This window comes from Streptomyces sp. NPDC050610 (genome assembly GCF_040654875.1).
Classification (GTDB): Bacteria; Actinomycetota; Actinomycetes; order Streptomycetales; family Streptomycetaceae; genus Streptomyces.
The window spans coordinates 370,747-394,350 of sequence record NZ_JBFAIV010000001.1 but is presented as its reverse complement, the minus strand read 5'-3'; the positions used below and the strand labels follow the sequence as shown (position 1 = coordinate 394,350).

18 protein-coding genes are annotated in these 23,604 nt (G+C 69.2%); 9 read left to right on the top strand and 9 right to left on the bottom strand.

The features are described from left to right. Positions 1 to 260 precede the first annotated feature (260 nt). Together AB0I22_RS01820 and dnaB are read right to left on the bottom strand one after the other, a co-directional pair. On the bottom strand, positions 261 to 551 hold the full coding sequence (locus AB0I22_RS01820) for a barstar family protein (protein WP_363128604.1): 291 nt from the start codon (positions 549 to 551) through the stop codon (positions 261 to 263). A 166-nt stretch (positions 552 to 717) separates the two neighbouring features. Beyond that, complete coding sequence (dnaB, locus tag AB0I22_RS01815; protein WP_363128707.1) at positions 718 to 2,172, bottom strand: replicative DNA helicase; 1,455 nt, start codon at positions 2,170 to 2,172, stop codon at positions 718 to 720. 484 nt (positions 2,173 to 2,656) lie between these two features. Between dnaB and AB0I22_RS01810 the strand changes: the two genes are divergently transcribed. Continuing rightward, entirely contained in the window at positions 2,657 to 3,994 is a 1,338-nt protein-coding gene (locus AB0I22_RS01810; protein WP_363128603.1) for an MATE family efflux transporter, read from the top strand. A gap of 273 nt (positions 3,995 to 4,267) precedes the next feature. On the opposite strand, the gene rplI is transcribed toward AB0I22_RS01810, so the two are convergent. The 4 genes from rplI to rpsF form a co-directional block, all read right to left on the bottom strand. Further along, on the bottom strand, positions 4,268 to 4,714 hold the full coding sequence (gene rplI / locus AB0I22_RS01805) for a 50S ribosomal protein L9 (protein WP_363128602.1): 447 nt from the start codon (positions 4,712 to 4,714) through the stop codon (positions 4,268 to 4,270). A gap of 18 nt (positions 4,715 to 4,732) precedes the next feature. Next, entirely contained in the window at positions 4,733 to 4,969 is a 237-nt protein-coding gene (rpsR, locus tag AB0I22_RS01800) for a 30S ribosomal protein S18 (protein WP_004950692.1), read from the bottom strand. Between the two features lie 42 nt (positions 4,970 to 5,011). After that, complete coding sequence (locus tag AB0I22_RS01795; RefSeq protein WP_363128601.1) at positions 5,012 to 5,611, bottom strand: single-stranded DNA-binding protein; 600 nt, start codon at positions 5,609 to 5,611, stop codon at positions 5,012 to 5,014. 90 nt (positions 5,612 to 5,701) lie between these two features. After that, positions 5,702 to 5,992 (bottom strand): 30S ribosomal protein S6, encoded by a 291-nt coding sequence (rpsF, locus tag AB0I22_RS01790; protein WP_003978891.1) that lies wholly within the window; start codon positions 5,990 to 5,992, stop codon positions 5,702 to 5,704. A 305-nt stretch (positions 5,993 to 6,297) separates the two neighbouring features. On the opposite strand from rpsF, the gene AB0I22_RS01785 reads away from it, so the two are divergent. From AB0I22_RS01785 to AB0I22_RS01775, 3 genes are all read left to right on the top strand, one after another. Next, positions 6,298 to 6,627, top strand: a complete 330-nt coding sequence (locus AB0I22_RS01785) for a hypothetical protein (protein WP_363128600.1) — start codon at positions 6,298 to 6,300, stop codon at positions 6,625 to 6,627. A gap of 248 nt (positions 6,628 to 6,875) precedes the next feature. Continuing rightward, positions 6,876 to 7,994: a peptidoglycan bridge formation glycyltransferase FemA/FemB family protein gene (locus AB0I22_RS01780; protein ID WP_363128599.1), complete on the top strand. Its 1,119-nt coding sequence runs from the start codon at positions 6,876 to 6,878 to the stop codon at positions 7,992 to 7,994. A 109-nt stretch (positions 7,995 to 8,103) separates the two neighbouring features. After that, on the top strand, positions 8,104 to 9,135 hold the full coding sequence (locus tag AB0I22_RS01775) for an alanine racemase (protein WP_363128598.1): 1,032 nt from the start codon (positions 8,104 to 8,106) through the stop codon (positions 9,133 to 9,135). A gap of 96 nt (positions 9,136 to 9,231) precedes the next feature. Here the strand turns inward: AB0I22_RS01775 and AB0I22_RS01770 are convergent, their stop codons facing one another. Next, the gene (locus AB0I22_RS01770; RefSeq protein ID WP_363128597.1) at positions 9,232 to 10,746 is read right to left on the bottom strand and encodes a glycosyltransferase 87 family protein; all 1,515 of its coding nucleotides are present in this window, start codon (positions 10,744 to 10,746) and stop codon (positions 9,232 to 9,234) included. A gap of 111 nt (positions 10,747 to 10,857) precedes the next feature. Beyond that, positions 10,858 to 13,560: a transglycosylase domain-containing protein gene (locus AB0I22_RS01765; protein ID WP_363128596.1), complete on the bottom strand. Its 2,703-nt coding sequence runs from the start codon at positions 13,558 to 13,560 to the stop codon at positions 10,858 to 10,860. A 357-nt stretch (positions 13,561 to 13,917) separates the two neighbouring features. Here AB0I22_RS01765 and AB0I22_RS01760 point away from each other — a divergent pair, with 357 nt between their 5' ends. The 3 genes from AB0I22_RS01760 (at position 13,918) to AB0I22_RS01750 (ending at position 17,101) form a co-directional block, all read left to right on the top strand. Then, positions 13,918 to 14,589 carry a PadR family transcriptional regulator gene (locus tag AB0I22_RS01760; protein ID WP_363128595.1) on the top strand — a complete coding sequence of 224 codons (672 nt, stop codon included), beginning with the start codon at positions 13,918 to 13,920 and terminating at the stop codon, positions 14,587 to 14,589. 49 nt (positions 14,590 to 14,638) lie between these two features. Then, positions 14,639 to 15,721 carry an inositol-3-phosphate synthase gene (locus AB0I22_RS01755; protein WP_363128594.1) on the top strand — a complete coding sequence of 361 codons (1,083 nt, stop codon included), beginning with the start codon at positions 14,639 to 14,641 and terminating at the stop codon, positions 15,719 to 15,721. Positions 15,722 to 15,820: 99 nt separating this feature from the next. Then, positions 15,821 to 17,101 (top strand): MFS transporter, encoded by a 1,281-nt coding sequence (locus AB0I22_RS01750; protein WP_363128593.1) that lies wholly within the window; start codon positions 15,821 to 15,823, stop codon positions 17,099 to 17,101. Positions 17,102 to 17,204: 103 nt separating this feature from the next. Here AB0I22_RS01750 and AB0I22_RS01745 read toward each other — a convergent pair whose 3' ends face one another. Beyond that, positions 17,205 to 18,680 (bottom strand): CCA tRNA nucleotidyltransferase, encoded by a 1,476-nt coding sequence (locus tag AB0I22_RS01745; RefSeq protein WP_363128592.1) that lies wholly within the window; start codon positions 18,678 to 18,680, stop codon positions 17,205 to 17,207. 170 nt (positions 18,681 to 18,850) lie between these two features. Between AB0I22_RS01745 and AB0I22_RS01740 the strand changes: the two genes are divergently transcribed. Both AB0I22_RS01740 and murJ read left to right on the top strand, forming a co-directional pair. After that, entirely contained in the window at positions 18,851 to 21,151 is a 2,301-nt protein-coding gene (locus tag AB0I22_RS01740) for a DUF6049 family protein (RefSeq protein WP_363128591.1), read from the top strand. Between the two features lie 45 nt (positions 21,152 to 21,196). Next, on the top strand, positions 21,197 to 23,542 hold the full coding sequence (murJ, locus tag AB0I22_RS01735; protein ID WP_363128590.1) for a murein biosynthesis integral membrane protein MurJ: 2,346 nt from the start codon (positions 21,197 to 21,199) through the stop codon (positions 23,540 to 23,542). Positions 23,543 to 23,604 lie beyond the last annotated feature (62 nt).

Sequence of the window (23,604 nt, the reverse complement as noted above, 5' to 3'; positions counted from 1 at the left end):
CGCTGACGCGACGGACGAAGGCGGCTCCTCCACCCCCTGAACGGGGGCCGGAGGAGCCGCCTTCGTGTTGTGTAGGGGCTCGCGGCTCGTGTCGGACGCCGAGGATGTGACCTGCCGCCCCGTCCGCCGTCTCACGCTGTGTCGGACGCGCAGCGTCTCACCTCCGTGTCGGAAGTCGATGGCGGCGCCGGACGCTTGCGGCGGCCCGACCCGCTTGACCCGTCTCAGCGAAGTTTGACCGCTCGCCGCTGGACTCCACATCAGGTGAAACGCACGGTCAGCCTCTTGCCGGGCGCATTCGACTCGTCTTCCGCGGCAGCTCGGACCAGAACGGACGCGATCGCCTCGAACTCTTCATCGCCCATGCGGCCACGACTTACTGCAGTGTTCTCCCAGACGATCTCGACCGGGCGCTCAACATCCCTGCTCAGACGGTCCCACAGGGCGCTCAGGTTGTGCCCGTAGTACGGACCGAAGTCCAGAGGCCCGGCAAGAACCCGGTGCAAGTCCGCCTGGCTTCCGATGTGTGCCCCGTCAATGGCGACCCGCATGCTCCTCCATCCCTACGGCCAGCCAAGCGACTCTACGAAACCCCCGGCACCCCTGCAGGCACCGCGCCCCGCTGAACTGCGGTGTCTCACGGTCGATGTCGGATCCGACTTCCGTCCGACATCGACCATGAGATTCCGACACGAAACCTGAGACCCTACGCCCCACTCAGGTCTGCGCCATATCCACGAAGCGCGAGTAGTGCCCCTGGAATGCGACCGTGATGGTGGCCGTGGGGCCGTTTCGGTGCTTGGCCACGATCAGGTCGGCTTCGCCCGCGCGGGGCGACTCCTTCTCGTACGCGTCCTCTCGGTGCAACAGGATGACCATGTCGGCGTCCTGCTCGATCGAACCGGATTCGCGCAGGTCAGAGACCATCGGCTTCTTGTCGGTGCGCTGCTCGGGGCCTCGGTTGAGCTGGGAGAGGGCGATGACCGGCAGTTCCAGCTCCTTGGCGAGGAGCTTGAGGTTTCGGGACATGTCCGAGACCTCCTGCTGGCGGCTCTCGGCGCGCTTCGAGCCGCCGGACTGCATGAGCTGGAGGTAGTCGATGACGACGAGCTTGAGTTCGTTGCGCTGCTTGAGGCGGCGGCACTTGGCGCGGATCTCCATCATCGACAGGTTCGGGGAGTCGTCGATGTAGAGGGGGGCTGCCGATACGTCCGGCATGCGGCGGGCCAGCCGCGTCCAGTCCTCGTCCGTCATGGAGCCGGACCGCATGTGGTGCAGGGCGACCCGCGCCTCGGCGGAGAGGAGTCGCATCGCGATCTCGTTGCGGCCCATTTCCAGGGAGAAGATCACGCTGGGCAGGTTGGACTTGATGGAGCAGGCGCGGGCGAAGTCCAGCGCCAGGGTCGACTTGCCCATGGCGGGGCGGGCCGCGATGACGATCATCTGGCCGGGGTGCAGGCCGTTCGTCAGGGCGTCCAGGTCCGTGAAGCCCGTCGGCACGCCCGTCATCTCGCCGCTGCGGGAGCCGATCGCCTCGATCTCGTCGAGCGCGCCCTCCATGATGTCGCCGAGCGGAAGGTAGTCCTCGCTGGTGCGCTGCTCGGTGACGGCGTAGATCTCGGCCTGGGCGCTGTTGACGATGTCGTCGACGTCGCCGTCGGCCGCGTATCCCATCTGGGTGATGCGGGTGCCGGCCTCGACCAGGCGCCGCAGCACCGCCCGCTCGTGGACGATCTCGGCGTAGTACGCGGCGTTGGCGGCCGTCGGGACGGACTGCACCAGGGTGTGCAGATACGCGGCGCCGCCGACCTTGGTGATCTCGCCGCGCTTGGTGAGCTCCGCCCCGATGGTGATGGGGTCGGCGGGCTCGCCCTTCGCGTAGAGGTCGAGGATCGCCTGGTAGACGGTCTCGTGCGCGGGCCGGTAGAAATCGTGGCCCTTGAGGACCTCGACGACCTCCGCGATCGCGTCCTTGGAGAGCAGCATGCCGCCGAGCACGGACTGCTCGGCGTCGAGGTCCTGCGGCGGTACGCGCTCGAAGCCGCCGCCCGACCAGGAGGAGCCCTCGTCGCCGCGGTCGTGCTGCTCGCCGCGGCCCTTGCCCTCGCCGCGCCGGGGCCGGGAGACCGGGAGCCGGTCACTGGGACCGGCGTCCGCCCAGGGGTCTTCCATGGGCGGCTCAGGCATAGGCATGCTCACCCCGCCACCTCCTCCCGTCCGCGACGCGGACCTCGCCATGCCCTTCCTTCTTACGGCACGGCTCTGACAAATAGGACACCCGACTCCGGTTACGGCGCGTCGAGTTCACGAGTCGCGAGGGCCGGAACATGCGGCGGGCGCCGGACCACGGTAGGCCCGTGGAGACCGTGCGCCAATCTTGTTATCCACAGACCATGTGGATGACGGCCGCCATCCTGTGGAGAAGTCGCCGATACCTGTGCACGGGGTGGGGGAAATCTCTGTGGACAAACACACAATCGCTTCAATCCCACCGCCCTGACCTGCGGGTACTTCATCCAGGGCCTGTTGAGAAGAAAAACTTTCCCACCCGGCCCAAGATCACGACAAACGGCGCACCGAAGCAGCTCCGACGCCACACACCGTAAGGACTCCAATCACCTTGCAGCACTTACCTGTGGAAGATTAGATTGGCTCCATGCCCCAGGCCCCCACGCGCGAGCAGCGCAGCGCCCGCCGCCACGACCGCGAGATCATCGCGCTCGCCGTGCCCGCCTTCGGCGCGCTCGTCGCGGAGCCCCTCTTCGTCATGGTCGACAGCGCCGTCATCGGCCACCTCGGCACCCCCCAGCTCGCCGGCCTCGGCGTCGCCGCCGCCCTCCTCACCACCGCCGTCTCCATCTTCGTCTTCCTCGCCTACGCCACCACCGCGGCCGTCGCCCGCCGCGTCGGCGCGGGCGATCTCCCGGCCGCCATCCGCCAGGGTATGGACGGCATCTGGCTCGCCCTCCTCCTCGGCGCCGCCGTGATCGCCGTCGTACTGCCCACCGCCCCCGCCCTCATCGACCTCTTCGGCGCCTCGCCCACCGCCGCCCCCTACGCCGTCACCTACTTGCGCATCAGCGCCCTCGGCATCCCCGCCATGCTCATCGTCCTCGCCGCCACCGGTGTCCTCCGCGGCCTCCAGGACACCCGCACCCCGCTCTACGTGGCCGTCGGCGGCTTCGCGGCCAACGCCGCCCTCAACATCACCCTCGTCTACGGCGCCGGGCTCGGCATCGCCGGCTCCGCCTGGGGCACCGTCATCGCCCAGTGCGCCATGGCCGCCGTCTACCTCGCCGTCGTCATCCGCGGCGCCCGCCGGCACGGCGCGTCCCTGCGCCCCGACGCCGCCGGCATACGGGCCTGCGCCCAGGCAGGCGCGCCCCTCCTGGTCCGTACGCTCTCGCTGCGCGCCGTCCTGATGATCGCGACCGCCGTCGCCGCCCGGCTCGGCGACGCCGACATCGCCGCCCACCAGATCGTGCTCACGCTGTGGAGCCTGCTCTCCTTCGCCCTGGACGCCATCGCCATCGCCGGCCAGGCCATCATCGGCCGCTACCTCGGCGCCGACGACCCCGACGGCGCCCGCGCCGCCTGCCGCCGCATGGTGCAGTGGGGCATCGCCTCGGGAGTCGTGCTCGGCGTGCTCGTGGTGGCCGCCCGCCCGCTGTTCATCCCGCTGTTCACCACCGACCCCGCCGTACACGGCGCACTGCTGCCCGCGCTCCTCGTGGTCGCGCTCACCCAGCCTGTGGCAGGCGTCGTCTTCATCCTGGACGGCGTCCTCATGGGAGCCGGCGACGGCCCGTATCTCGCCTGGGCGATGCTGCTCGTACTCGCCGTCTTCGCGCCCGCCGCGCTGCTCGTGCCCACCTTCGGCGGCGGTCTGACCGCCCTGTGGTGGGCCATGGCCCTGATGATGGCCGTCCGGATGGCGACCCTGTGGCTGCGCACCCGCTCCGGCCGCTGGCTCGTGACGGGCGCGGCTCGCTGACGGTACGGGCACGGGCACGGGCACGAGCGCCGGTACGGACGCGAGCACGGGCACAAGCACCAGTACCGACGCGAGCACGGCTACGAGCCCGCAGCCCATACCCGACCGGACCGGACCGTACCGCCCCCACCACCAGCACCCCACCACCAGCGCCCCACCACCGAGAACGAACGCTCCACCGAGAACGCCGAAGGGCCGCACCCCGCGGGGTGCGGCCCTTCAGTCGCGCTTCAGCTGTGCCGAACGCCATGACTCAGACGCGAGCGCCGTGAATCAGGCGGCGACGACCTCGACGGCCACCTTGGCGGCGACGTCGGCGTGCAGTCGCACGGACACCTGGTGCGAGCCCAGGGTCTTGATCGGCGAACCCAGCTCGATGCGGCGCTTGTCGACGTCCGGACCGCCGGCGGACTTGATCGCCGTGGCGATGTCGGCCGGGGTGACGGAGCCGAACAGGCGACCGGCGTCACCCGAACGGGTGGCCAGGCGCACGTTCACGCCCTCAAGCCGAGCCTTGACCTCGTTGGCCTGCTCGATCGTGGCGATCTCACGGATCTTGCGACCGCGACGGATCTGAGCGACGTCCTGCTCGCCACCCTTGGTCCAGCGGATCGCGAAACCGCGCGGGACCAGGTAGTTGCGGGCGTAGCCGTCCTTGACGTCGACGACGTCACCGGCGGTGCCGAGGCCGGAGACCTCGTGGGTGAGGATGATCTTCATTGGTCGGTCACCCTTCCCTTATCGCGCGGACGAGGTGTAGGGCAGCAGCGCCATCTCACGGCTGTTCTTCACGGCCGTGGCGACGTCGCGCTGGTGCTGAGTGCAGTTGCCGGTCACGCGACGGGCACGGATCTTGCCGCGGTCGGAAATGAACTTCCGCAGCATGTTCGTGTCCTTGTAGTCCACGTAAGCGGTCTTGTCCTTGCAGAACGCGCAGACCTTTTTCTTAGGCTTGCGCGGAGGCGGCTTCGCCATTGTCTCTCTCCTGTGTGATCAAGAAGTTTTCTGCCGCCGCCCTTAGAAGGGCGGCTCATCCGAGTAGCCGCCGCCGGAGCCGCCGGTGTTGCCGGAGCCGCCGCCCCAGCCACCACCGCCGCCGCCCTGCTGGTTGCCGGCCGGAGCACTGGTCGCCCAGGGGTCGTCGGCGGGAGCCCCGCCGCCGCCCTGCTGCTGGCCGGCACCGGGGCCGCCGCCCCAGCCGCCGCCCTGCTGGCCGCCACCGCCGCCGCCGTAGCCGCCCTGACCGCCGCGGCCGGTGGTCTTGGTGACCTTGGCCGTGGCGTTCTTCAGGCTGGGCCCGACCTCTTCGACGTCGAGCTCGTAGACCGTGCGCTTGACGCCCTCACGGTCCTCGTAGGACCGCTGCTTCAGCCGCCCCTGCACGACGACACGCATGCCGCGCTGGAGCGACTCGGCGACGTTCTCCGCCGCCTGCCGCCACACCGAGCACGTGAGGAAGAGGCTCTCGCCGTCCTTCCACTCGTTGGTCTGGCGGTCGAAGGTGCGGGGAGTGGACGCGACGCGGAACTTCGCGACCGCCGCACCGGACGGGGTGAAGCGCAGCTCGGGGTCGTCGACGAGATTGCCGACGACCGTGATGACGGTCTCGCCTGCCATGGGTGAACCTCTCGGCGGGTGTGCTGCTGGCTGCTTGCTACTCGTGGTGATGCAGCCCGATTACCGCTGAATTCCGGGGATGCCGGAGATTCAGTGGGTCTCGGGACGGAGGACCTTGGTCCGGAGAACCGACTCGTTCAGGTTCATCTGGCGGTCGAGTTCCTTGACGACCGCAGGCTCGGCCTGGAGGTCGATGACCGAGTAGATGCCCTCGGGCTTCTTGTTGATCTCGTACGAGAGACGACGACGGCCCCAGGTGTCGACCTTCTCGACCTTTCCGTTGCCCTCGCGGACGACGGAGAGGAAGTTCTCGATCAGGGGAGAGACAGCGCGCTCCTCCAGATCGGGGTCGAGGATGACCATCACCTCGTAGTGACGCATGTGGAACCCACCTCCTTTGGACTCAGCGGCCACGGTCGTTCCGTGGCAGGAGGGTCGTGATGCGTTAGCAACGGTATCGGCGACCACTGACAACAGCGCAAAAGCGCTGGCAGCGCGGACGGTGCGGCCGGTCTCGACCGGGAAATCCCGGAGAGCCATGACATGCCCGGCCGACACCGGTGCAGACCGACCAGCGTACCCGCACCCGGCCTTCCGGTTGAAATCCGGCCGCGGGGACCCGCACTCTGGACGCATCGGGTGTGACCGGCGCTACAGTGCGCCGCTTTGCCTACAGGAGGTGCCGCATGGCACAGGCAGCACGGCAACACCACGGACCCTTCGGCCTCATCAGCACCGCCATCAACAGCGACGGCAAGGCGCATCCCGTCGAGAACAGCCTCGCCGCGGCGACGCTGATCCTCGGCGCGATCGCCGTCATCTCCTCGGCCTTCCACGGCCTCCACCTGCTCAGCTCCTGGTCGGGCCTGGCCGGCATCCTCACCGGGGCCTGGGGCCAGTTCATCTCCGCCACCACGGGAGAACGGTTCCTGCTGATCATCGGGCTCGGCGCGGCCGCTGTGGGATTCTTCATCGGCATGGCGCACGGCGGCCTCTTCGGCGGCGTGGTCGGCTAGCCGCGGCCCGGCGCACCCCCGGCCGAGCCCGTACGGGTCCCCAGGTCAGGCCCCGTACGCCCGGTTGTACGGGCTCCGCGGGCCCCGGCCCGTACAGGGAGCGGCCGACGGGCCCCGGCGGCCCGTACGGTGGCGCGCCGGGCCACCACGCGCATACGCCCAAACGGGGCGCTCCCCTCTCACAGTAGGCTTCGGCGCGAGAGCCGGAGCCCCGCCCCTGGGGACAAACCTGCCGAGGAGCGCCCCGCATGAGCCTGACCCTGAGGACCATCAGCCGAGAACAGCATCTGGCGTACATCCAGAGTCTGCCCTCGGCCAGCCACATGCAGGTTCCGGCATGGGCGGACGTCAAGGCGGAGTGGCGCTCGGAGAGCCTGGGCTGGTTCGACAAGACCGGCGAGCTCGTCGGCGTCGGCCTGGTCCTCTACCGCCAGCTGCCCAAGATCAAGCGGTATCTGGCCTATCTCCCCGAGGGCCCGGTCATCAACTGGTACTCGCCGCACCTGGAGGACTGGCTGCGGCCCATGCTGGCCCACCTCAAGGGGAAGGGCGCCTTCTCCGTGAAGATGGGCCCGCCCGTCATCATCCGGCGCTGGAACGCCACGGCCATCAAGGCGGGCATCGCCGACCCCGACGTCAAGCGGCTGCGCGACGTCGAGGCCAGCCACATCGAACCGCGCGCCTTCGAGGTCGCCGACAAGCTGCGCCGCATGGGCTGGCAGCAGGGCGAGGACGGCGGCGCGGGCTTCGGCGACGTCCAGCCGCGCTACGTCTACCAGGTGCCGCTGGAGGGCCGCTCCCTCGAAGACGTGCACAAGGGCTTCAACCAGCTGTGGCGCCGCAACATCAAGAAGGCCGAGAAGGCCGGCGTCGAGGTCGTCCAGGGCGGCTACGACGACCTGGCCACCTGGCAGCACCTCTACGAGATCACCGCCGAGCGCGACCACTTCCGGCCGCGCCCCATCGGCTACTTCCAGCGCATGTGGTCCGCCCTCAACACCGAGGACCCCAACCGGATGCGGCTGTACTTCGCCGTGCACGAGGGGGAGGCCGTCGCCGCCGCGACGATGCTGATCGTCGGCGGCCACGTCTGGTACTCCTACGGCGCGTCCGCCAACCACAAGCGCGAGGTCCGGCCGTCGAACGCGATGCAGTGGCGGATGCTGCGCGACGCGTACGCGCTCGGCGCCAGCGTGTACGACCTGCGCGGCATCAGCGACTCGCTGGACGAGACGGACCATCTCTTCGGCCTGATCCAGTTCAAGGTCGGCACAGGCGGGCAGGCTGCCGAATACCTCGGTGAGTGGGACTTCCCGCTCAACAAGCTGCTGCACAAGGCGCTCGACATGTACATGTCTCGGCGCTGACCGTTTCACCCGCACACCCCGTCACACCCGTACGCCCCCGTGCGGACCTCATGCGTCCGTACGGCCTCACACTCCGTCTTCAGGCACAGGAAAGGTTCCGGGACCGGCCATGGCGCTCACGCTCTACGTCGACACCGCGCGCTGGCGGGCACACCAGCAGACCGTTCTCCAGCAGTTCCCGGGCATCGTCCCGGTCTGCAAGGGCAACGGCTACGGCTTCGGCCACGAGCGGCTGGCCGACGAGGCCGCGGCGTTCGGCTCCGACATCCTGGCCGTCGGCACGACCTACGAGGCCGCCCGGATCAAGGACTTCTTCAGCGGCGACCTGCTGGTGCTCACCCCCTTCCGGCTCGGCGAGGAGCCGGTGCCGCTGCCGGACCGGGCCATCCGCTCCGTCTCCTCGGTCGAGGGCGTGCGCGGCCTGGTCGGCGCCCGCGTCGTCATCGAGGTCATGAGCAGCATGAAGCGCCACGGCATCGGCGAGGAGGACCTGCCCAAGCTGCACGCCGCCATCGAGGACGTACGGCTGGAGGGGTTCGCGATCCACCTGCCGCTGGACCGTACGGACGGTTCCGACGCCGTCGATGAGGTCATCGGCTGGATGGACCGGCTGCGCAACGCCCGGCTGCCGCTGCACACCATGTTCGTCAGCCACCTCAAGGCCGACGAACTCGCCCGGCTCCAGCAGCAGTTCCCGCAGACCCGGTTCCGCGCCCGGATCGGCACCCGGCTGTGGCTCGGCGACCACGAGGCCACCCAGTACCGCGGCGCGGTCCTCGACGTCTCGCACGTCGCCAAGGGCGAACGTTTCGGCTACCGCCAGCAGAAGACCGCCGCCGACGGCTATCTGGTCGTCGTCGCGGGCGGCACCTCGCACGGCGTCGGCCTTGAGGCCCCGAAGGCGATGCACGGCATGATGCCGCGCGCCAAGGGGGTCGCGCGGGCGGGCCTCGCGACCATGAACCGCAACCTCTCGCCCTTCGTCTGGGCGGGCAAGCAGCGCTGGTTCGCGGAGCCGCCGCACATGCAGGTGTCCATCCTCTTCGTCCCCGGCGACGTCGCGGCGCCCCAGGTCGGCGACGAGCTCGTGGCCCATCTGCGGCACACCACCACCCAGTTCGACCGCCTCGTCGACCGCTGACCGCACCGCGGAAGGGCCCGAAGCCACAGCCTCGTGCTGCGCCTTCGGGCCCTTCCCGCGTTCCTGCCCCGCGCCGGCGGTCCGCCCGGCGGCCCCTCACTCGATGGGGGAAACCTGCCCGGAATCCGTCCGTCCAGTGCCCCATCGCACGTAGGGACCCTCAAAACGCGCGGCGTGGTGCGGACGGGCCGCGCTGCCGAGCACGAACACATCGGGAGCCCCGTCCAGAACGCCCCCCGCCGGATCGTCCGACCCGTCCTGGCGCACCACGTCCCGCTCCGGCAGCAGTACGTCCCGGACCACCACCGCGCACAGGTACAGCGTCCCCAGCAGATGCAGCACCACGGCCAGCTGGTAGCCCTCCATCGGCAGCCCCTGGTGCTTGTCCCCGCCGCTCGTGAACGCCAGGTACATCCAGATCGCCACGAAGTAGAGGACCTCGCACCCCTGCCAGATAAGGAAGTCCCGCCACTTCGGGCGGGCCAGGGCGGCGAGCGGGATCAGCCACAGCACGTACTGCGGCGAGTACACCTTGTTGGTGAGCACGAACAGCGCCACGACCAGGAACGCGAGCTGGGCCAGCCGCGGTCTGCGCGGCGCGTACAGGCCGAGCGCCGCTATCGCAAGGCAGCCGATGATCATCAACAGCGTCGCGTACGTATTGACGTTCTCCAGCGTGTCGCCGGTGCGCTGGGAGATGAGCAGCCAGACCGACCCGAAGTCGATGGGCCGGTCCTGGCTGAAGGTGTAGAACTGCGCCCAGCCCTCGCGGATGTGGAAGCCCGCCGCGTCGTGCGTGAGCATCACCGGCAGGTTCACGACCAGCCAGGCCGCCGCCGCGCCGCCCGCCGCCCGCCCGAAGGCCCCCCAACGGCCCGCCCGCCAGCACAGGACGAACAGCGGTCCGAGCACCAGCAGCGGATAGAGCTTCGCGGCGGTCGCCAGGCCGATGAGGACGCCGGCGGCGAGCGTACGGCCGCGTGACCACTTCAGCATCGCGGCGGCGAGCAGGGCCGCCGCGAACAGGTCCCAGTTGATGGTGGCGGTCAGCGCCAGGGCCGGCGAGAGGGCCACCAGGAGGGCGTCCCAGGGGCGGCGGCGGTGCGTACGGGCCACACAGATCACGACGACGGCCGCGCAGACCATCAGCATGCCCGCGTTGACGAGCCAGTACAGCTGCTCGCGGTGCTGGATCGTGCCGCCGCCCGGCGTCAGCCAGGAGGCGACCTCCATGAACAGTCCCGTCAGGACCGGGTACTCCAGGTACCGCATGCCCCCGGAGACGGAGTCGGGGATGCTGTCGAAGTAGGGGACGACGCCCATGTCGAAGCCGCGCCCGTTGAAGAGGTGCGGGATATCGGAGTAGCAGGCGTGCGTGTACTGCGAGGTGGCGCCGAAGAACCACCCGGAGTCGTAACACGGCAGCTTCTGCACCATGCCGAGCGCAAACATCCCGATGGCCGCCAAAACGATGATCCGCACCGCGGTCCACCAGCCCCCGCCGAACACCGCGCGGCGACCGGCCGGGCCGCCGATGACCTCGCTGCCCGCGGCGGCCACCTCGTCCTCGACGGTGGGGCGTACGGGCTGGTCCTCTCGCGCGCTCGTCATGCGGGCCATCCTGCCGTACGGGCCTGTGGACAGCGGTGAGGGCCGCCACGCGCGCTGCGTGACGGCCCTCACCGGTCCTGGCTGCCGGAACGGCGGCCCGGGGACGGGACGCTACCCGTAGGTCCCGTCCCAGATGCTGCCCGGTTTGGACGGCGTGATCGTCGCGCTGGGACCACCGGTGGGATGACCGCCGGGCCCCGAGGTATCGCCGTCTCCTTCCCCGTCCCCATCGCCCTTGCACTTCCAGTCGAGCGGACCGCAGGTATGGGTCGGCGCCGACGGCGTGTGGCTGGGTGTGTGGGTCGGCGACGTCGGCGCCGACGGCGTGTGGCTGGGCGTGTGGGTCGGCGTCGGGTCCACCGTATGGGTGGGCGACGGCGTCGGGCTGGCGCCGTCACCGTAGATCTTCTTGCCGATCGGCTGCGGCTTGTCGAAGTCCTCGGCCTGCTTGCCCTTCAGCGCCTTGTCCATGAAGTCGGCCCAGATCTCCGCCGGGTACGACGCACCGTGAATCGTCTTCTGACCGCCCACGCCGCGCATGGACAGGAACTCCTGCTGCTTCGCGTTGGGGTCGACGCGGAACATGCCGATGGCCGTGGAGAGCTGCGGGGTGTAGCCCGCGAACCAGGCCGAGCGGTTCTCATCGGTCGTACCGGTCTTGCCCGCCGCCGGCCGGTCTCCCTCAAGCTTCGCCGAGGTACCGGTGCCGTGCTCGACAACGTTCCGCAGCACATCGGTGACGTTGTTCGCGATGTTGGCGTCGAAGGCCTGCTTCGATTCGTCCTCGTGCTCGTAGACGGCCTTGCCGTCCTTCTCGACCTTCTCGACCGAGTACGGCTGGGCCTGCTTGCCCTTGGCCGCGAAGGTCCCGTACGCGCCGGCTAGCCGGATCGCGCTCGGCGCCGAGGTGCCGAGGGAGAAGGTGGGGGAGAGCGAGGCCATCTGCTTCTTGTCCAGTCCGGCCTTGATCGCCTCCTGCTGGACGACATCGGTGCCCACGTCCATGCCGAGCTGGATGTACGGCGTGTTCACCGAGAACTGCATCGCGGTTCTGAGGCTGATGGGCCCCCTGTCCTCACCGCCGTCATTCTTCTGATGCCACTCGGAGCCATCCTTGTCGTGCCAGACCTGACCGTTGAAGTCGCGCAGCGTCACCTCGTTGTTGCCGTCGTACATGCTCTCCGGCGAGACCAGGGTGCGATCGTCGTCGCCCTGGTCCGGTGAGAGGCCCGGATTGCGCTTGCCGTGTTCCATGGCCGACGCCAGGACGAACGGTTTGAAGGTCGAACCGACCTGGACGCCGGTGTAGTCGGCGTTGTTGTTGTAGTGCTCCAGCGCGCTCTCACCGCCGTAGATCGCGATGATCTTTCCCGAGCCCGGCTCCACCGACGCCCCGCCGAACTGCACGTGCTCGTCGACCTTGCGTTCCTTCGGCTTGATGTTCGCCTTGCGGACATCCGCGACGGACTTCGCCAGCGTATCCACCTTGTCCTTCTGGAAGGTGGTGTGGATCTGGTAACCGCCCTTGTCCAGCTGGGCCTTGGTGATCTTGCCCTTGCTGTGCGCGACGACGTAGGCGTCGGCGAGGTCCGTGAGATAGCCGATCTGACCGGCCCGGTTCGTCGCCGGCTTCGGCTTCTGCGCCTTCGGGAAGCCCTTCGTCAGCCACTTCTGGCGCTCCTCGGGCTTCATCCGCTTGGTCTCGACCTCGCGCCTGAGCGTGAACTGCCAGCGTTCCGTGGCCCGCTTGGTGTTCTTCTCGGGCGTCGCCGCCGGGCCCTGACCGCCCCACGGGTCGTACAGGTTCGGTCCGTTCAGCGTCGCGGCGAGGAACGCGCTCTCGGTCGGCGACAGGTCCGAGCAGTCCTTGTTGTAGTACGCGCGCGCCGCGGCCTGGATGCCGTACGCGCCGCGCCCGTAGTAGGCGGTGTTCAGGTAGCCGGCGAGGATGTCGTCCTTATTCGTCTTCAGCCCCACCTTGATGGAAATCAGCAGCTCGGTGGCCTTGCGCTGGAGCGTCTGCTCCTGGTTCAGGTACGTGTTCTTCACGAACTGCTGGGTGATGGTCGATCCGCTCTGCGTCTCGCCGCCCTGCGCCATCTTCATGACCGCGCGCGCGATGCCCATCGGGTCGACGCCCGAGTCGGTCTCGAACGAGGCGTTCTCCGCGGCGATCACGGCGTTCTGCATCGAGTTGGGGATCTGCGAGAGCGGCACGATCTGCCGGTTGAGCTCGCCGCCGCCCGCGACCACCATCGTCTTGCCGTCGGCCCAGTAGTAGACGTTCTTCTGGACCTTCGACGCGGCCTGCGCCGTCGGGATGTCCACCATCAGCAGCGCTATGCCCACCGCGCCCACCATGACGCCCATGAACCCCAGGCAGGTGGCCGTGACCAGCTTCCAGGACGGCACCCAGCGCCTGAATCCGTACTTGCCCGCGCGCGGGTAGTCGATGAAGCGCTTCTTGACGGGCCCGCTGTCGCCGCCGCGACCGCGCCCCCGTCCGCCGCCGGCCGCGCCACCGCCCCGCCGGCCGCCGCCGCGACCGGAACCGCCGGCGCCCGCGGACTCCGAACCCGAGCGTCTGCGGCCGCCACCGCGCTGGGCCGCGCGCCGGGCCGCGGCACGTCCGCCGTATGCGGGAGCGTCGCCGCTCGATGCGCCGGCCGACGCGTCGCTCGCTGTCTCGTCGGGGCCGGTGGAACTGTTGCGTGGTGGTGCGGCGCGGCGGCCGGACGGCTGTCCGGACCCACGCCGAGCCGCGGCTCGGCCGCCGCCTTGCGGCTGCGGCGGCTTGCGACGGTGCTCGCTCATGGAACGACTACTCCTCGGGCAGGCGTGATCGCCTGAAAGCGGCAGGTGGCTTCCGGTCCCCCAGAAATGCGGGCCGGCCCCCTTGAGCGGCCGGGCGCACTGCATCCAGCACGATGACGCTCCGCGGCGTCACTTGGTTCCCGGTGATTTGCATGGCGCACAGACTACGCACGGCCAAAACCCTCCCACTGCGGATCTTCAATCCAATTCCGGCAGCCGGTCACCTGTGAATCCAGGATGTGACCGCGTTCACCGTGCTCCCCCTTGTCGCACGAGCACTGCCGTTCTATCGTCTGGATGTATCGAGTCGATACATCAGCTCGGCATAAGAGACCCAGCGGACCAGGGAGGCGACGGATGAGCAGACGCTCCGGCATCCTCGAATTCGCCGTCCTCGGCCTGCTCCGCGAGTCCCCTATGCACGGCTATGAACTGCGGAAGCGCCTCAACACCTCACTCGGGGTGTTCCGCGCGTTCAGCTACGGAAGCCTCTACCCGTGCCTCAAGACCCTGGTCGCCAACGGATGGTTGATCGAGGAACCCGGCAGCGCCCTGGAGGACGCCCTCGCGGCGTCGCTCGCCGGCCGCCGGGCCAAGATCGTCTACCGCTTGACGGCCCAAGGCAAAGAGCACTTCGAGGAGTTGCTCGGACAGTCCGGCCCGGACGCGTGGGAGGACGAGCACTTCGCCGCCCGCTTCGCCTTCTTCGGGCAGACCTCACGGGACGTCAGGATGCGGGTGCTGGAAGGCCGCCGCAGCCGCCTGGAGGAACGCCTGGAGAAGATGCGCGCCTCACTGGCCCGCAGCCGCGAACGGCTGGACGGCTACACCCTCGAACTCCAGCGCCACGGCATGGAATCGGTGGAGCGCGAGGTCCGCTGGCTGAACGAATTGATCGAGAGCGAGCGGACCGGGCGCGACCAGCGCTCCGGCTCCGGCCGCTCCGAGGGCACATCAGGAGATCCGGGCGGCCTGCCCCGGCATCGGGGTGGTTCCCGGCCGGACCCGTCCGACGACACCGCCAAGTAAGCCCAGCACACCGCTGGGCTTCGTCGAGTACTAACAGGGAGCAACCGGAATGGGTTCGGTTCGCGTAGCCATCGTCGGCGTGGGCAACTGCGCCGCCTCGCTGGTCCAGGGCGTCGAGTACTACAAGGACGCCGACCCGAAGAGCCGCGTGCCGGGTCTGATGCACGTGCAGTTCGGCGACTACCACGTCTCGGACATCGAGTTCGTCGCCGCCTTCGACGTCGACGCCAAGAAGGTCGGCCTCGACCTCGCGGACGCCATCGGCGCCAGCGAGAACAACACCATCAAGATCTGCGACGTGCCGCCCTCCGGCGTCACCGTGCAGCGCGGCCACACCCACGACGGTCTGGGCAAGTACTACCGCCAGACCATCGAGGAGTCCGAGGCGGAGCCGGTCGACGTCGTCCAGGCCCTCAAGGACCAGCAGGTCGACGTCCTCGTCTGCTACCTGCCCGTGGGCTCCGAGGACGCCGCGAAGTACTACGCACAGTGTGCCATCGACGCCAAGGTCGCCTTCGTCAACGCCCTCCCGGTCTTCATCGCCGGCACCAAGGAGTGGGCGGACAAGTTCACCGAGGCGGGCGTCGCGATCGTCGGCGACGACATCAAGTCGCAGGTCGGCGCCACCATCACGCACCGCGTGATGGCCAAGCTCTTCGAGGACCGGGGCGTCATCCTGGACCGCACGATGCAGCTGAACGTCGGCGGCAACATGGACTTCAAGAACATGCTGGAGCGTGAGCGCCTGGAGTCCAAGAAGATCTCCAAGACGCAGGCCGTCACCTCGCAGATCCGCGACCGCGAGATGGGCGCCGACAACGTCCACATCGGTCCCTCGGACTACGTGGCCTGGCTGGACGACCGCAAGTGGGCGTACGTCCGCCTGGAGGGCCGCGCGTTCGGCGACGTCCCGCTGAACCTGGAGTACAAGCTGGAGGTCTGGGACTCCCCGAACTCGGCCGGTGTCATCATCGACGCCGTGCGCGCCGCGAAGATCGCCAAGGACCGCGGCATCGGCGGCCCCATCCTCTCCGCGTCCTCGTACTTCATGAAGTCGCCGCCGGTCCAGTACTTCGACGACGAGGCCCACGCCAACGTCGAGAAGTTCATCAACGGCGAGGTCGACCGCTGAACCGGTCCCTGACCGCCGATCGCCGATCGGCCGTCGCTTGATCCGCTGGTCCCCGGGCAATGCGCCCGGGGACCAGCGCATTGTGTGAGGCTGTGCACCATGCCCGTTGTGCGTGACCTGCGCGTACTGCTTCAACTGCGCGATTTCCGCCGCCTGCTGGCGGTGCGCCTGCTCTCCCAGTCCGCCGACGGCGTCTACCAAGTAGCGCTCGCCACCTACGTCGTCTTTTCCCCCGAGAAGCAGACCTCACCCGCGGCCATCGCCTCCGCCATGGCCGTCCTGCTGCTCCCGTACTCGCTGCTGGGGCCCTTCGCCGGCGTCCTCCTGGACCGCTGGCGCCGCCGCCAGGTGCTGGTCTACGGCAACCTCCTACGGACCGTCCTCGCGGTCGGCACCGCGGTGCTGATCATCGCCTCGGTACCCGACTGGCTCTTCTACGCCTCCGCGCTGTCGGTCACCGCCGTCAACCGCTTCGTCCTGGCCGGCCTCTCGGCCGCCCTGCCGCGCGTCGTCGACAGCCGGGAGCGGCTGGTGATGGCCAACTCCCTGTCCCCGACCGCCGGTACGCTCGCCGCCACGGCGGGCGGCGGGCTGTCCTTCATCGTGCGGCTCGCGGTTCCCGAGGGCGCGTCCTCCGACGCCGTGGTCGTCCTCCTCGGGGCGGCGGTGTACCTGTGTGCCGGGCTCGCCGCGCTCCGCATGCCGGCCGACCTCCTCGGTCCCGACCCCGCCGAGCTCCAGACCCGCGTGCGCGCCGCCCTGTCCGAGACCTTCGCGGGCCTCGCGGCGGGACTGCGCCACCTCATGGAACGCCGTGTCGCCGCCCGTGCGCTCGCGGCCATGACGCTCATGCGGTTCTGCTACGGGGCTCTGACCGTCATGGTCCTCATGCTGTGCCGGTACGCGTGGGCGAAGAACGAAGCGGACGGGCTGGCCCTGCTCGGCCTCGCTGTGGGCGTATCCGGTGCCGGCTTCTTCGTGGCGGCGGTATTCACCCCTTGGGCGGCAAGCCGCTTCGGCCGGTTGGGCTGGATGGCCGTATGCGCCGCCTCCGCGGCCGTACTCGAACCGGCGCTCGGCCTCACCTTCGAGCCCATACCGATACTGGTCGCCGCCTTCGTCCTCGGCCTCATCACCCAGGGCGCGAAGATCGCCACCGACACCGTCGTCCAGTCATCGGTCGACGACGCCTTCCGGGGCCGGATCTTCTCGCTCTACGACGTGCTCTTCAACATCGCCTTCGTGGGAGCCGCGGCGGTAGCCGCCCTCATGCTGCCGCAGGACGGCCGATCGGTCACGCTGGTCGCCACCGTCGCCGCGATCTACGCGGCGACCGCCCTCGCGGTGGCAGCGTCCCGACGGCAGTCCCGACGACAGTGAGGCCCGGTGGGCGTTTCACGTCTCTTGTTTCACGTGAAACACCCACCGGGCCCTGGGTCTCTCCGAGTCCTGTTTCACGTGAAACAGGACAGCGCCACGGCGATCAGCTCCGCGCCGCCCACCATTCCCTGAGCGCCGCGACCGCCGCGTCATGCTCCATCGGCCCGTTCTCCAGGCGCAGCTCCAGCAGGTGCTTGTACGCCTGACCGATCTGCGGGCCCGGGCCGACGCCGAGAATCTCCATGATCTCGTTGCCGTCCAGATCCGGTCGGATCGCGTCCAGCTCCTCCTGCTCCTGAAGCTTCGCGATGCGCTCCTCAAGCCCGTCGTACGCGCGCGACAGGGCGTTCGCTTTCCGCTTGTTTCGCGTCGTGCAGTCGGACCGCGTCAGCTTGTGCAGGCGGCTCAGCATCGGGCCCGCGTCCCGTACGTACCTGCGCACCGCCGAGTCGGTCCACTCGCCCGTGCCATAGCCGTGGAAGCGCAGGTGCAGCTCCACCAGCTTCGTGACGTCCCGGACGAGATCGTTGGAGTACTTGAGCTTCGTCATCCGCGACTTGGTCAGCTTCGCCCCCACCACCTCGTGGTGGTGGAAGGAGACCCGGCCGTCCTTCTCGAAGCGCCGCGTCTTCGGCTTCCCGATGTCGTGCAGCAGCGCCGCGAGCCGCAGCACGAGGTCCGGCCCGTCCTCCTCCAGGTCGATGGCCTGCTCCAGGACGGTCAGGGAGTGCTCGTACACATCCTTGTGCCGGTGGTGCTCATCGCTCTCCAGCCGCAGCGCCGGCAGCTCCGGGAGGACGCGGTCGGCGAGCCCCGTGTCGACGAGGAGCCTGAGGCCCTTGCGCGGCTGGGGTGAGAGCAGCAGTTTGTTGAACTCGTCCCGGACCCGCTCCGCGGAGACGATGTCGATCCGGTCGGCCATGGCGGTCATCGCCTCGACGACCTCGGGCGCCACCTCGAAGTCGAGCTGTGCGGCGAACCGCGCTGCCCGCATCATGCGCAGCGGGTCGTCGGAGAAGGACTCCTGCGGCGTGCCCGGCGTCCGGAGCACTCGCGCGGCGAGGTCTTCCAGGCCGTTGTGCGGGTCGATGAACTCCTTCTGCGGGAGGGCGACCGCCATCGCGTTCACGGTGAAGTCCCGGCGGACGAGATCCTGCTCGATGGAGTCGCCGTAGGAGACCTCGGGCTTGCGGGACGTACGGTCGTAGGCTTCCGACCGATAAGTCGTGACCTCGATCTGGAAGACCTGGTTGTCGCTTCCGCCCCGCTTGTTGCAGCCGACCGTGCCGAAGGCGATCCCGACCTCCCACACCGAGTCGGCCCAGGGCCGGACGATCTTCAACACCTCGTCGGGGCGCGCGTCCGTCGTGAAGTCCAGGTCGTTGCCGAGCCGGCCGAGCAGCGCGTCCCGGACCGATCCCCCGACCAGGGCGAGGGTGAACCCGGCCTCCTGGAAACGTCGGGCAAGATCATCGGCTACGGGCGACACCCGCAAGAGCTCACTCACGGCACGGCGCTGCACCTGGCTGAGCTCATTGGTCGACTGCGGGTGGTGGCTGTCATTGTTGGCGTTCGGCACAACAGAAGAGGGTACGTGGCCGCACGGCCGGGAGCTTCCCCATAAAAGGGGCACCGGCCAGCGTAACGATCTTGTGGAGCAGTCCGCAGCACTTCGCCCCGACAGGGCTCGTTACCATTCGTGGACGCACATCCGACGACCACTGACGACGACTAGGGACGGGCGAGCGCGTGGCCGATGCGGCAGAGTTCCAGGGGACTACTTCGACTCCTGCCCGTCGGTGGCCCCGACGAACCGCGGCACTGCTCACCGGAGTTCTCCTGTTCGTAGCCCTGCTGCAGCTGCCCTCCGCGCCCGCCGCCCACGCGGCTGCCAGCGGCTCCCGCACCGTCGCCGTCTCGATCGACTCCCTGACCCCCACCACGCCGACGAAGAGCGACACGCTGACCGTCACCGGAACCGTCACCAATGACGGAAAAGCCACGGTCTCCGGCGCCCACGTCGCCCTCCGGGTCGGGCCCCAGATCAGCGGCCGCAGCGCCATCGACGACATCGCCAAGCGCACCGGGTACTCGCTCGGCGCCGACGGCACCGAGATCGGCGGCAAGTACGCGAAGAAGATCGACAAGCTGCCGGCCGGCATCAGCCGCGACTTCAGCATCAAGATCCCGACGAAGGATCTGAACCTCGGCTCGGACGGCATCTACCAGCTCGGGGTCGCCCTCAGCGGCCACACCTCCAGCCAGCCCGAACAGGTGCTGGGCATCAAGCGGACGCTCCTGCCCTGGCAGTCCTCCGCCGTCGACGGCAAGAAGACCAAGCTCACCGTCATGTGGCCGCTCATCTCCACGACCCGCCTCACCGCCCGCACGGCATCCGACCCCCAGCAGACACCGGTCTTCCGCAACGACGACCTCACGGCCGAGATCGCCCCGGGCGGACGGCTGCAGCAGCTCGTCGCCCTCGGCAAGAACCTCCCCGTCACCTGGGTCATCGACCCGGACCTGCTCGCCTCCGTCGAGGCCATGACGAAGAACTACTCGGTCGAGCAGCCCGACGGGACGACCGCGCCGGGCAAGAGCCAGGCCATCGCCAAGCAGTGGCTCCACGACCTCCAGGACGCGGTCCCCGGGGACCAGGTGATGGCGCTGCCCTTCGCCGACCCCGACCTCGCCTCGCTCGCCCACCGCGGCAAGGACGTCACCGGCTCGCTCAGCCACCTCCAGTCGGCCACCGAGCTCGCCGCGACCACCGTCGACACGATCGTCGGCGTGAAGCCGCGCACCGACTTCGCCTGGCCCGTGGACGGCGCGATCGACACCTCCATCGTGGACGTCGCCACCTCCGCCGGCGCCCACAACGTCATCACCCGCAGCGACAGCCTCCGCGACAGCGACCTTCCCTACGCTCCGACCGCGGCCCGCAAGATCGGCGGCGGCAACACCGCGATCGTCTCCGACGCCCGGCTCTCGACCGCCTTCCAGGGCGACATGGCGAAGGCCGGAAACGCCACGCTCGCCGTGCAGCAGTTCCTCGCCCAGACCTTGATGGTCACCATGCAGGAGCCCCAGAACCAGCGCAGCGTCGTCGTAGCGCCCCAGCGCACCCCCACCGCCAGCCAGGCCCAGGCCATGGCCGCGGCCCTCAGCGCACTGTCGGACAACCGCTGGACCCAGCCGCTGGACCTGGGCGACGCCGCAAAGGCCAAGCCCGACCCGGACGCCAACCAGCGCGTCCCGGGAAGCGGCTCGTACAGCGGCTCGCTGCGCAAGCAGGAACTGCCGAACAGCGCCTTCCAGGACATAAAGAAGACCCAGAGCACCCTGGACGGCTTCAAGGTCATCCTGACCGCCAAGGACCGTGTGGTCACCCCGTTCGGCAACGCGATCATGCGAGAGATGTCCACCTCGTGGCGGGGCGAGCACCGAGCCGCCGAGAGCTACCGGGACACCGCGGAGCAGTACCTGAACAACCTGCGGGGGCAGGTCCACCTCATCCAGAAATCGGACGCCACCCTCTCCGGACGCAGCGCCACGGTCCCGGTGACCGTGAAGAACGGCCTGCTCCAGGGCATCGACGGCCTGCGGCTCGTCCTCACCTCCCAGCAGCCGAACCGCCTCGACGTGGGCGACTCGAAGCCCATCACGGTCGAAGGCGGGCACAGCCAGTCCGTAAAATTCGAGACCCGCGCCAACGCGAACGGTCCCGTTAAGGTGACAGCACAGCTCCTCACCGAAGACGGGCAGCCGTACGGCGGCCCGATGTACTTCACCGTGCAGGTCACCTCCATCACCCCGATGGTGCTGCTGGTCATCGCCGTCGGCGTGCTCCTCCTCGTCCTGGCCGGACTCCGGATCTACCTCAAGCGCAAGCGGGGCTCCGTCCGCGACGCGGCGGACGGAGAACAGCACAACGGCGGCGAGGGCAACGGCGCGGACAACGAAGATCCCGAGCAGCCGGGTGACCCGGCACCGGACACCGGATCACAAAGCACTGACCCATCCGGATCAGGTGAGAAAGTGGACCGTTGACGAGCAGTAGGGCCGGTCGGCCGCGGACGATGAGGTGGGGTAGCGATGAACGCGCCGTACGACGGTGACCGCGGCCGAGGGCACGGCGGCGATCCGGAGCACCAGTACCCGCCGACGCCCCCGCCTGCCCCGGACCCGTACCTCCAGGACGCCTACGCCGCTGACCCGTACCCCGCGCAGGACCCCGCCGCGCAGGACCCGGTGACCGAGGCGCTCTACGACCGCGCCGCACACCCCCCGCCGCCGCCCGGTTCGTACCAGCACCAGCAGTCGCTCTACCAGCAGCCGGCCGCCCCCCAGTACGCTCCCGACCCGAACCTGTGGGCGCCCGCCCCGCCGCCCCAGCCCGAGGGCCCCTCCCGTCACCTCCCCTACGGCGACGACGCCACGACGCAGTTCGTCGGCGTCGACGACGGCGCCGGCCAGTCCGCGGACGAGCGTCCCCAGCGGGACGCATTCGCCCACCTCTTCCGCGACCAGCAGCCGTACGAACCCCGCGAGCCGCAACAGCAGCAGCCTTACCAGCCGGCCTACCAGTACCCCCAAGAACAGCCCCACGACCCACGGCACCAGAACCCGGCGCACTACGACCCGCGGCACCAGGCCCAGCCCGTGCCACCGCCGCCCGGTGCGACGCCGGACCCGGCCATGGACACCGCGCCGACACCGGTGCCGCAGCAGGTTCCGCAGGCCCCGGAGGCTTCGCAGAGCTCAGAGCCCTCGCAGGACCCGGCCGAGGCATCCTCCGGCGGCGGCAAAGTCGGCAGCATCATGAAGTCCAGCGCCGTCATGGCCGCCGGCACCCTCGTCTCCCGGCTGACCGGCTTCGTCCGCCAGCTGGTGATCACCGCAGCGCTCGGCGCGGCGCTCCTCGGCGACACCTACGCCATCGCCATGACCCTGCCGACGATGATCTACATCCTCACCATCGGCGGCGGGCTCAACTCCGTCTTCGTCCCGCAGCTCGTACGCGCGATGAAGGAGGACGAGGACGGCGGCGAGGCATACGCGAACCGCCTCCTGACCCTCGTCATGGTCATCCTCGGCACCCTCGTCGTCGTCTGCGTCTTCGCGGCACCGCTCCTGATCCGCGCCATGTCCGTGAAGATCGCCGACGACCCGGCGGCCAACGGCGTCGCGGTCGCCTTCGCCCGCTACTGCCTGCCCACCATCTTCTTCATGGGCGTCCACGTCGTCATGGGCCAGATCCTCAACGCCCGCGGCCGATTCGGCGCCATGATGTGGACCCCCGTCCTCAACAACGTCGTCGTCATCTTCACCTTCGGCATGTTCATCTGGGTGTACGGCACCCACAGCTCTTCGCACCTGACCGAATCGACGATCACGCCGGAGGGCCTGCGCCTCCTCGGCATCGGCACACTCCTCGGACTCACCGTCCAGTCCCTGGCGATGCTCCCCTACCTGCGCGACGCCGGATTCAAATTCCGTCCGCGCTTCGACTGGCGCGGCCACGGCCTCGGCAAGGCCGCCAAGCTCGCCAAGTGGACGTTCCTCTTCGTCCTCGCCAACCAGGCCGGCCTCCTCGTCGTCACCCAGCTCGCCACCTGGGCGGGCGACGACGCCGCCAAGGCCGGCTTCCCCGGCACCGGCATCCTGGGCTACAACAACGCCCTGCTCATCTGGCAGATGCCGCAGGCCATCATCACGGTCTCCGTCATGGCCGCCCTGCTGCCCCGCATCTCCCGCTCCGCCCACGACGGCGACCCCGGCGCCGTACGCGACGACATCTCGCAGGGCCTGCGCACCTCCGCCGTGGCCATCGTCCCGATCGCCTTCGGCTTCCTCGCCCTCGGCGTCCCTATGTGCACCCTGATGTTCTCCTCGTCCGGCGCGGAAGGCGCCCGGTCCATGGGCTTCATCCTCATGGCCTTCGGACTCGGCCTCATCCCGTTCTCCGTGCAGTACGTCGTCCTCCGCGGTTTCTACGCCTACGAAGACACCCGCACCCCCTTCTACAACACGGTGATCGTCGCCTCGTCCAACGCCCTCGCCTCGGCCATCTGCTTCCTCGTCCTCCCCTCCCGCTGGGCCGTCGTCGGCATGGCCGCGTCCTACGGCCTGGCCTACGCCATCGGCGTCGGAGTCGCCTGGAACCGCCTGCGCAACCGGCTGGGGGGAGACCTGGACGGAGCTCACGTCATCCGTACGTACGCACGCCTGGCCGGGGCCAGCATCCCCGCCGCCCTCCTCGCGGGCGGCGCCGGATACGGAATCACTCAGACCATGGGCGGCGGCGCCCTCGGATCACTCGTAGCCTTGCTGGGCGGCGGACTCGTACTCATCGCCGTCTTCTACATCGCCGCGAAGCGGATGCGCATCCAAGAACTGACCGCGATGGTCGGCATGGTCCGCGGCCGGCTGGGCCGATGACCCGAACACAACCATCACCCACTACCGCGTGTCGTGCATAGCACCGGACTGTGGGCACAATT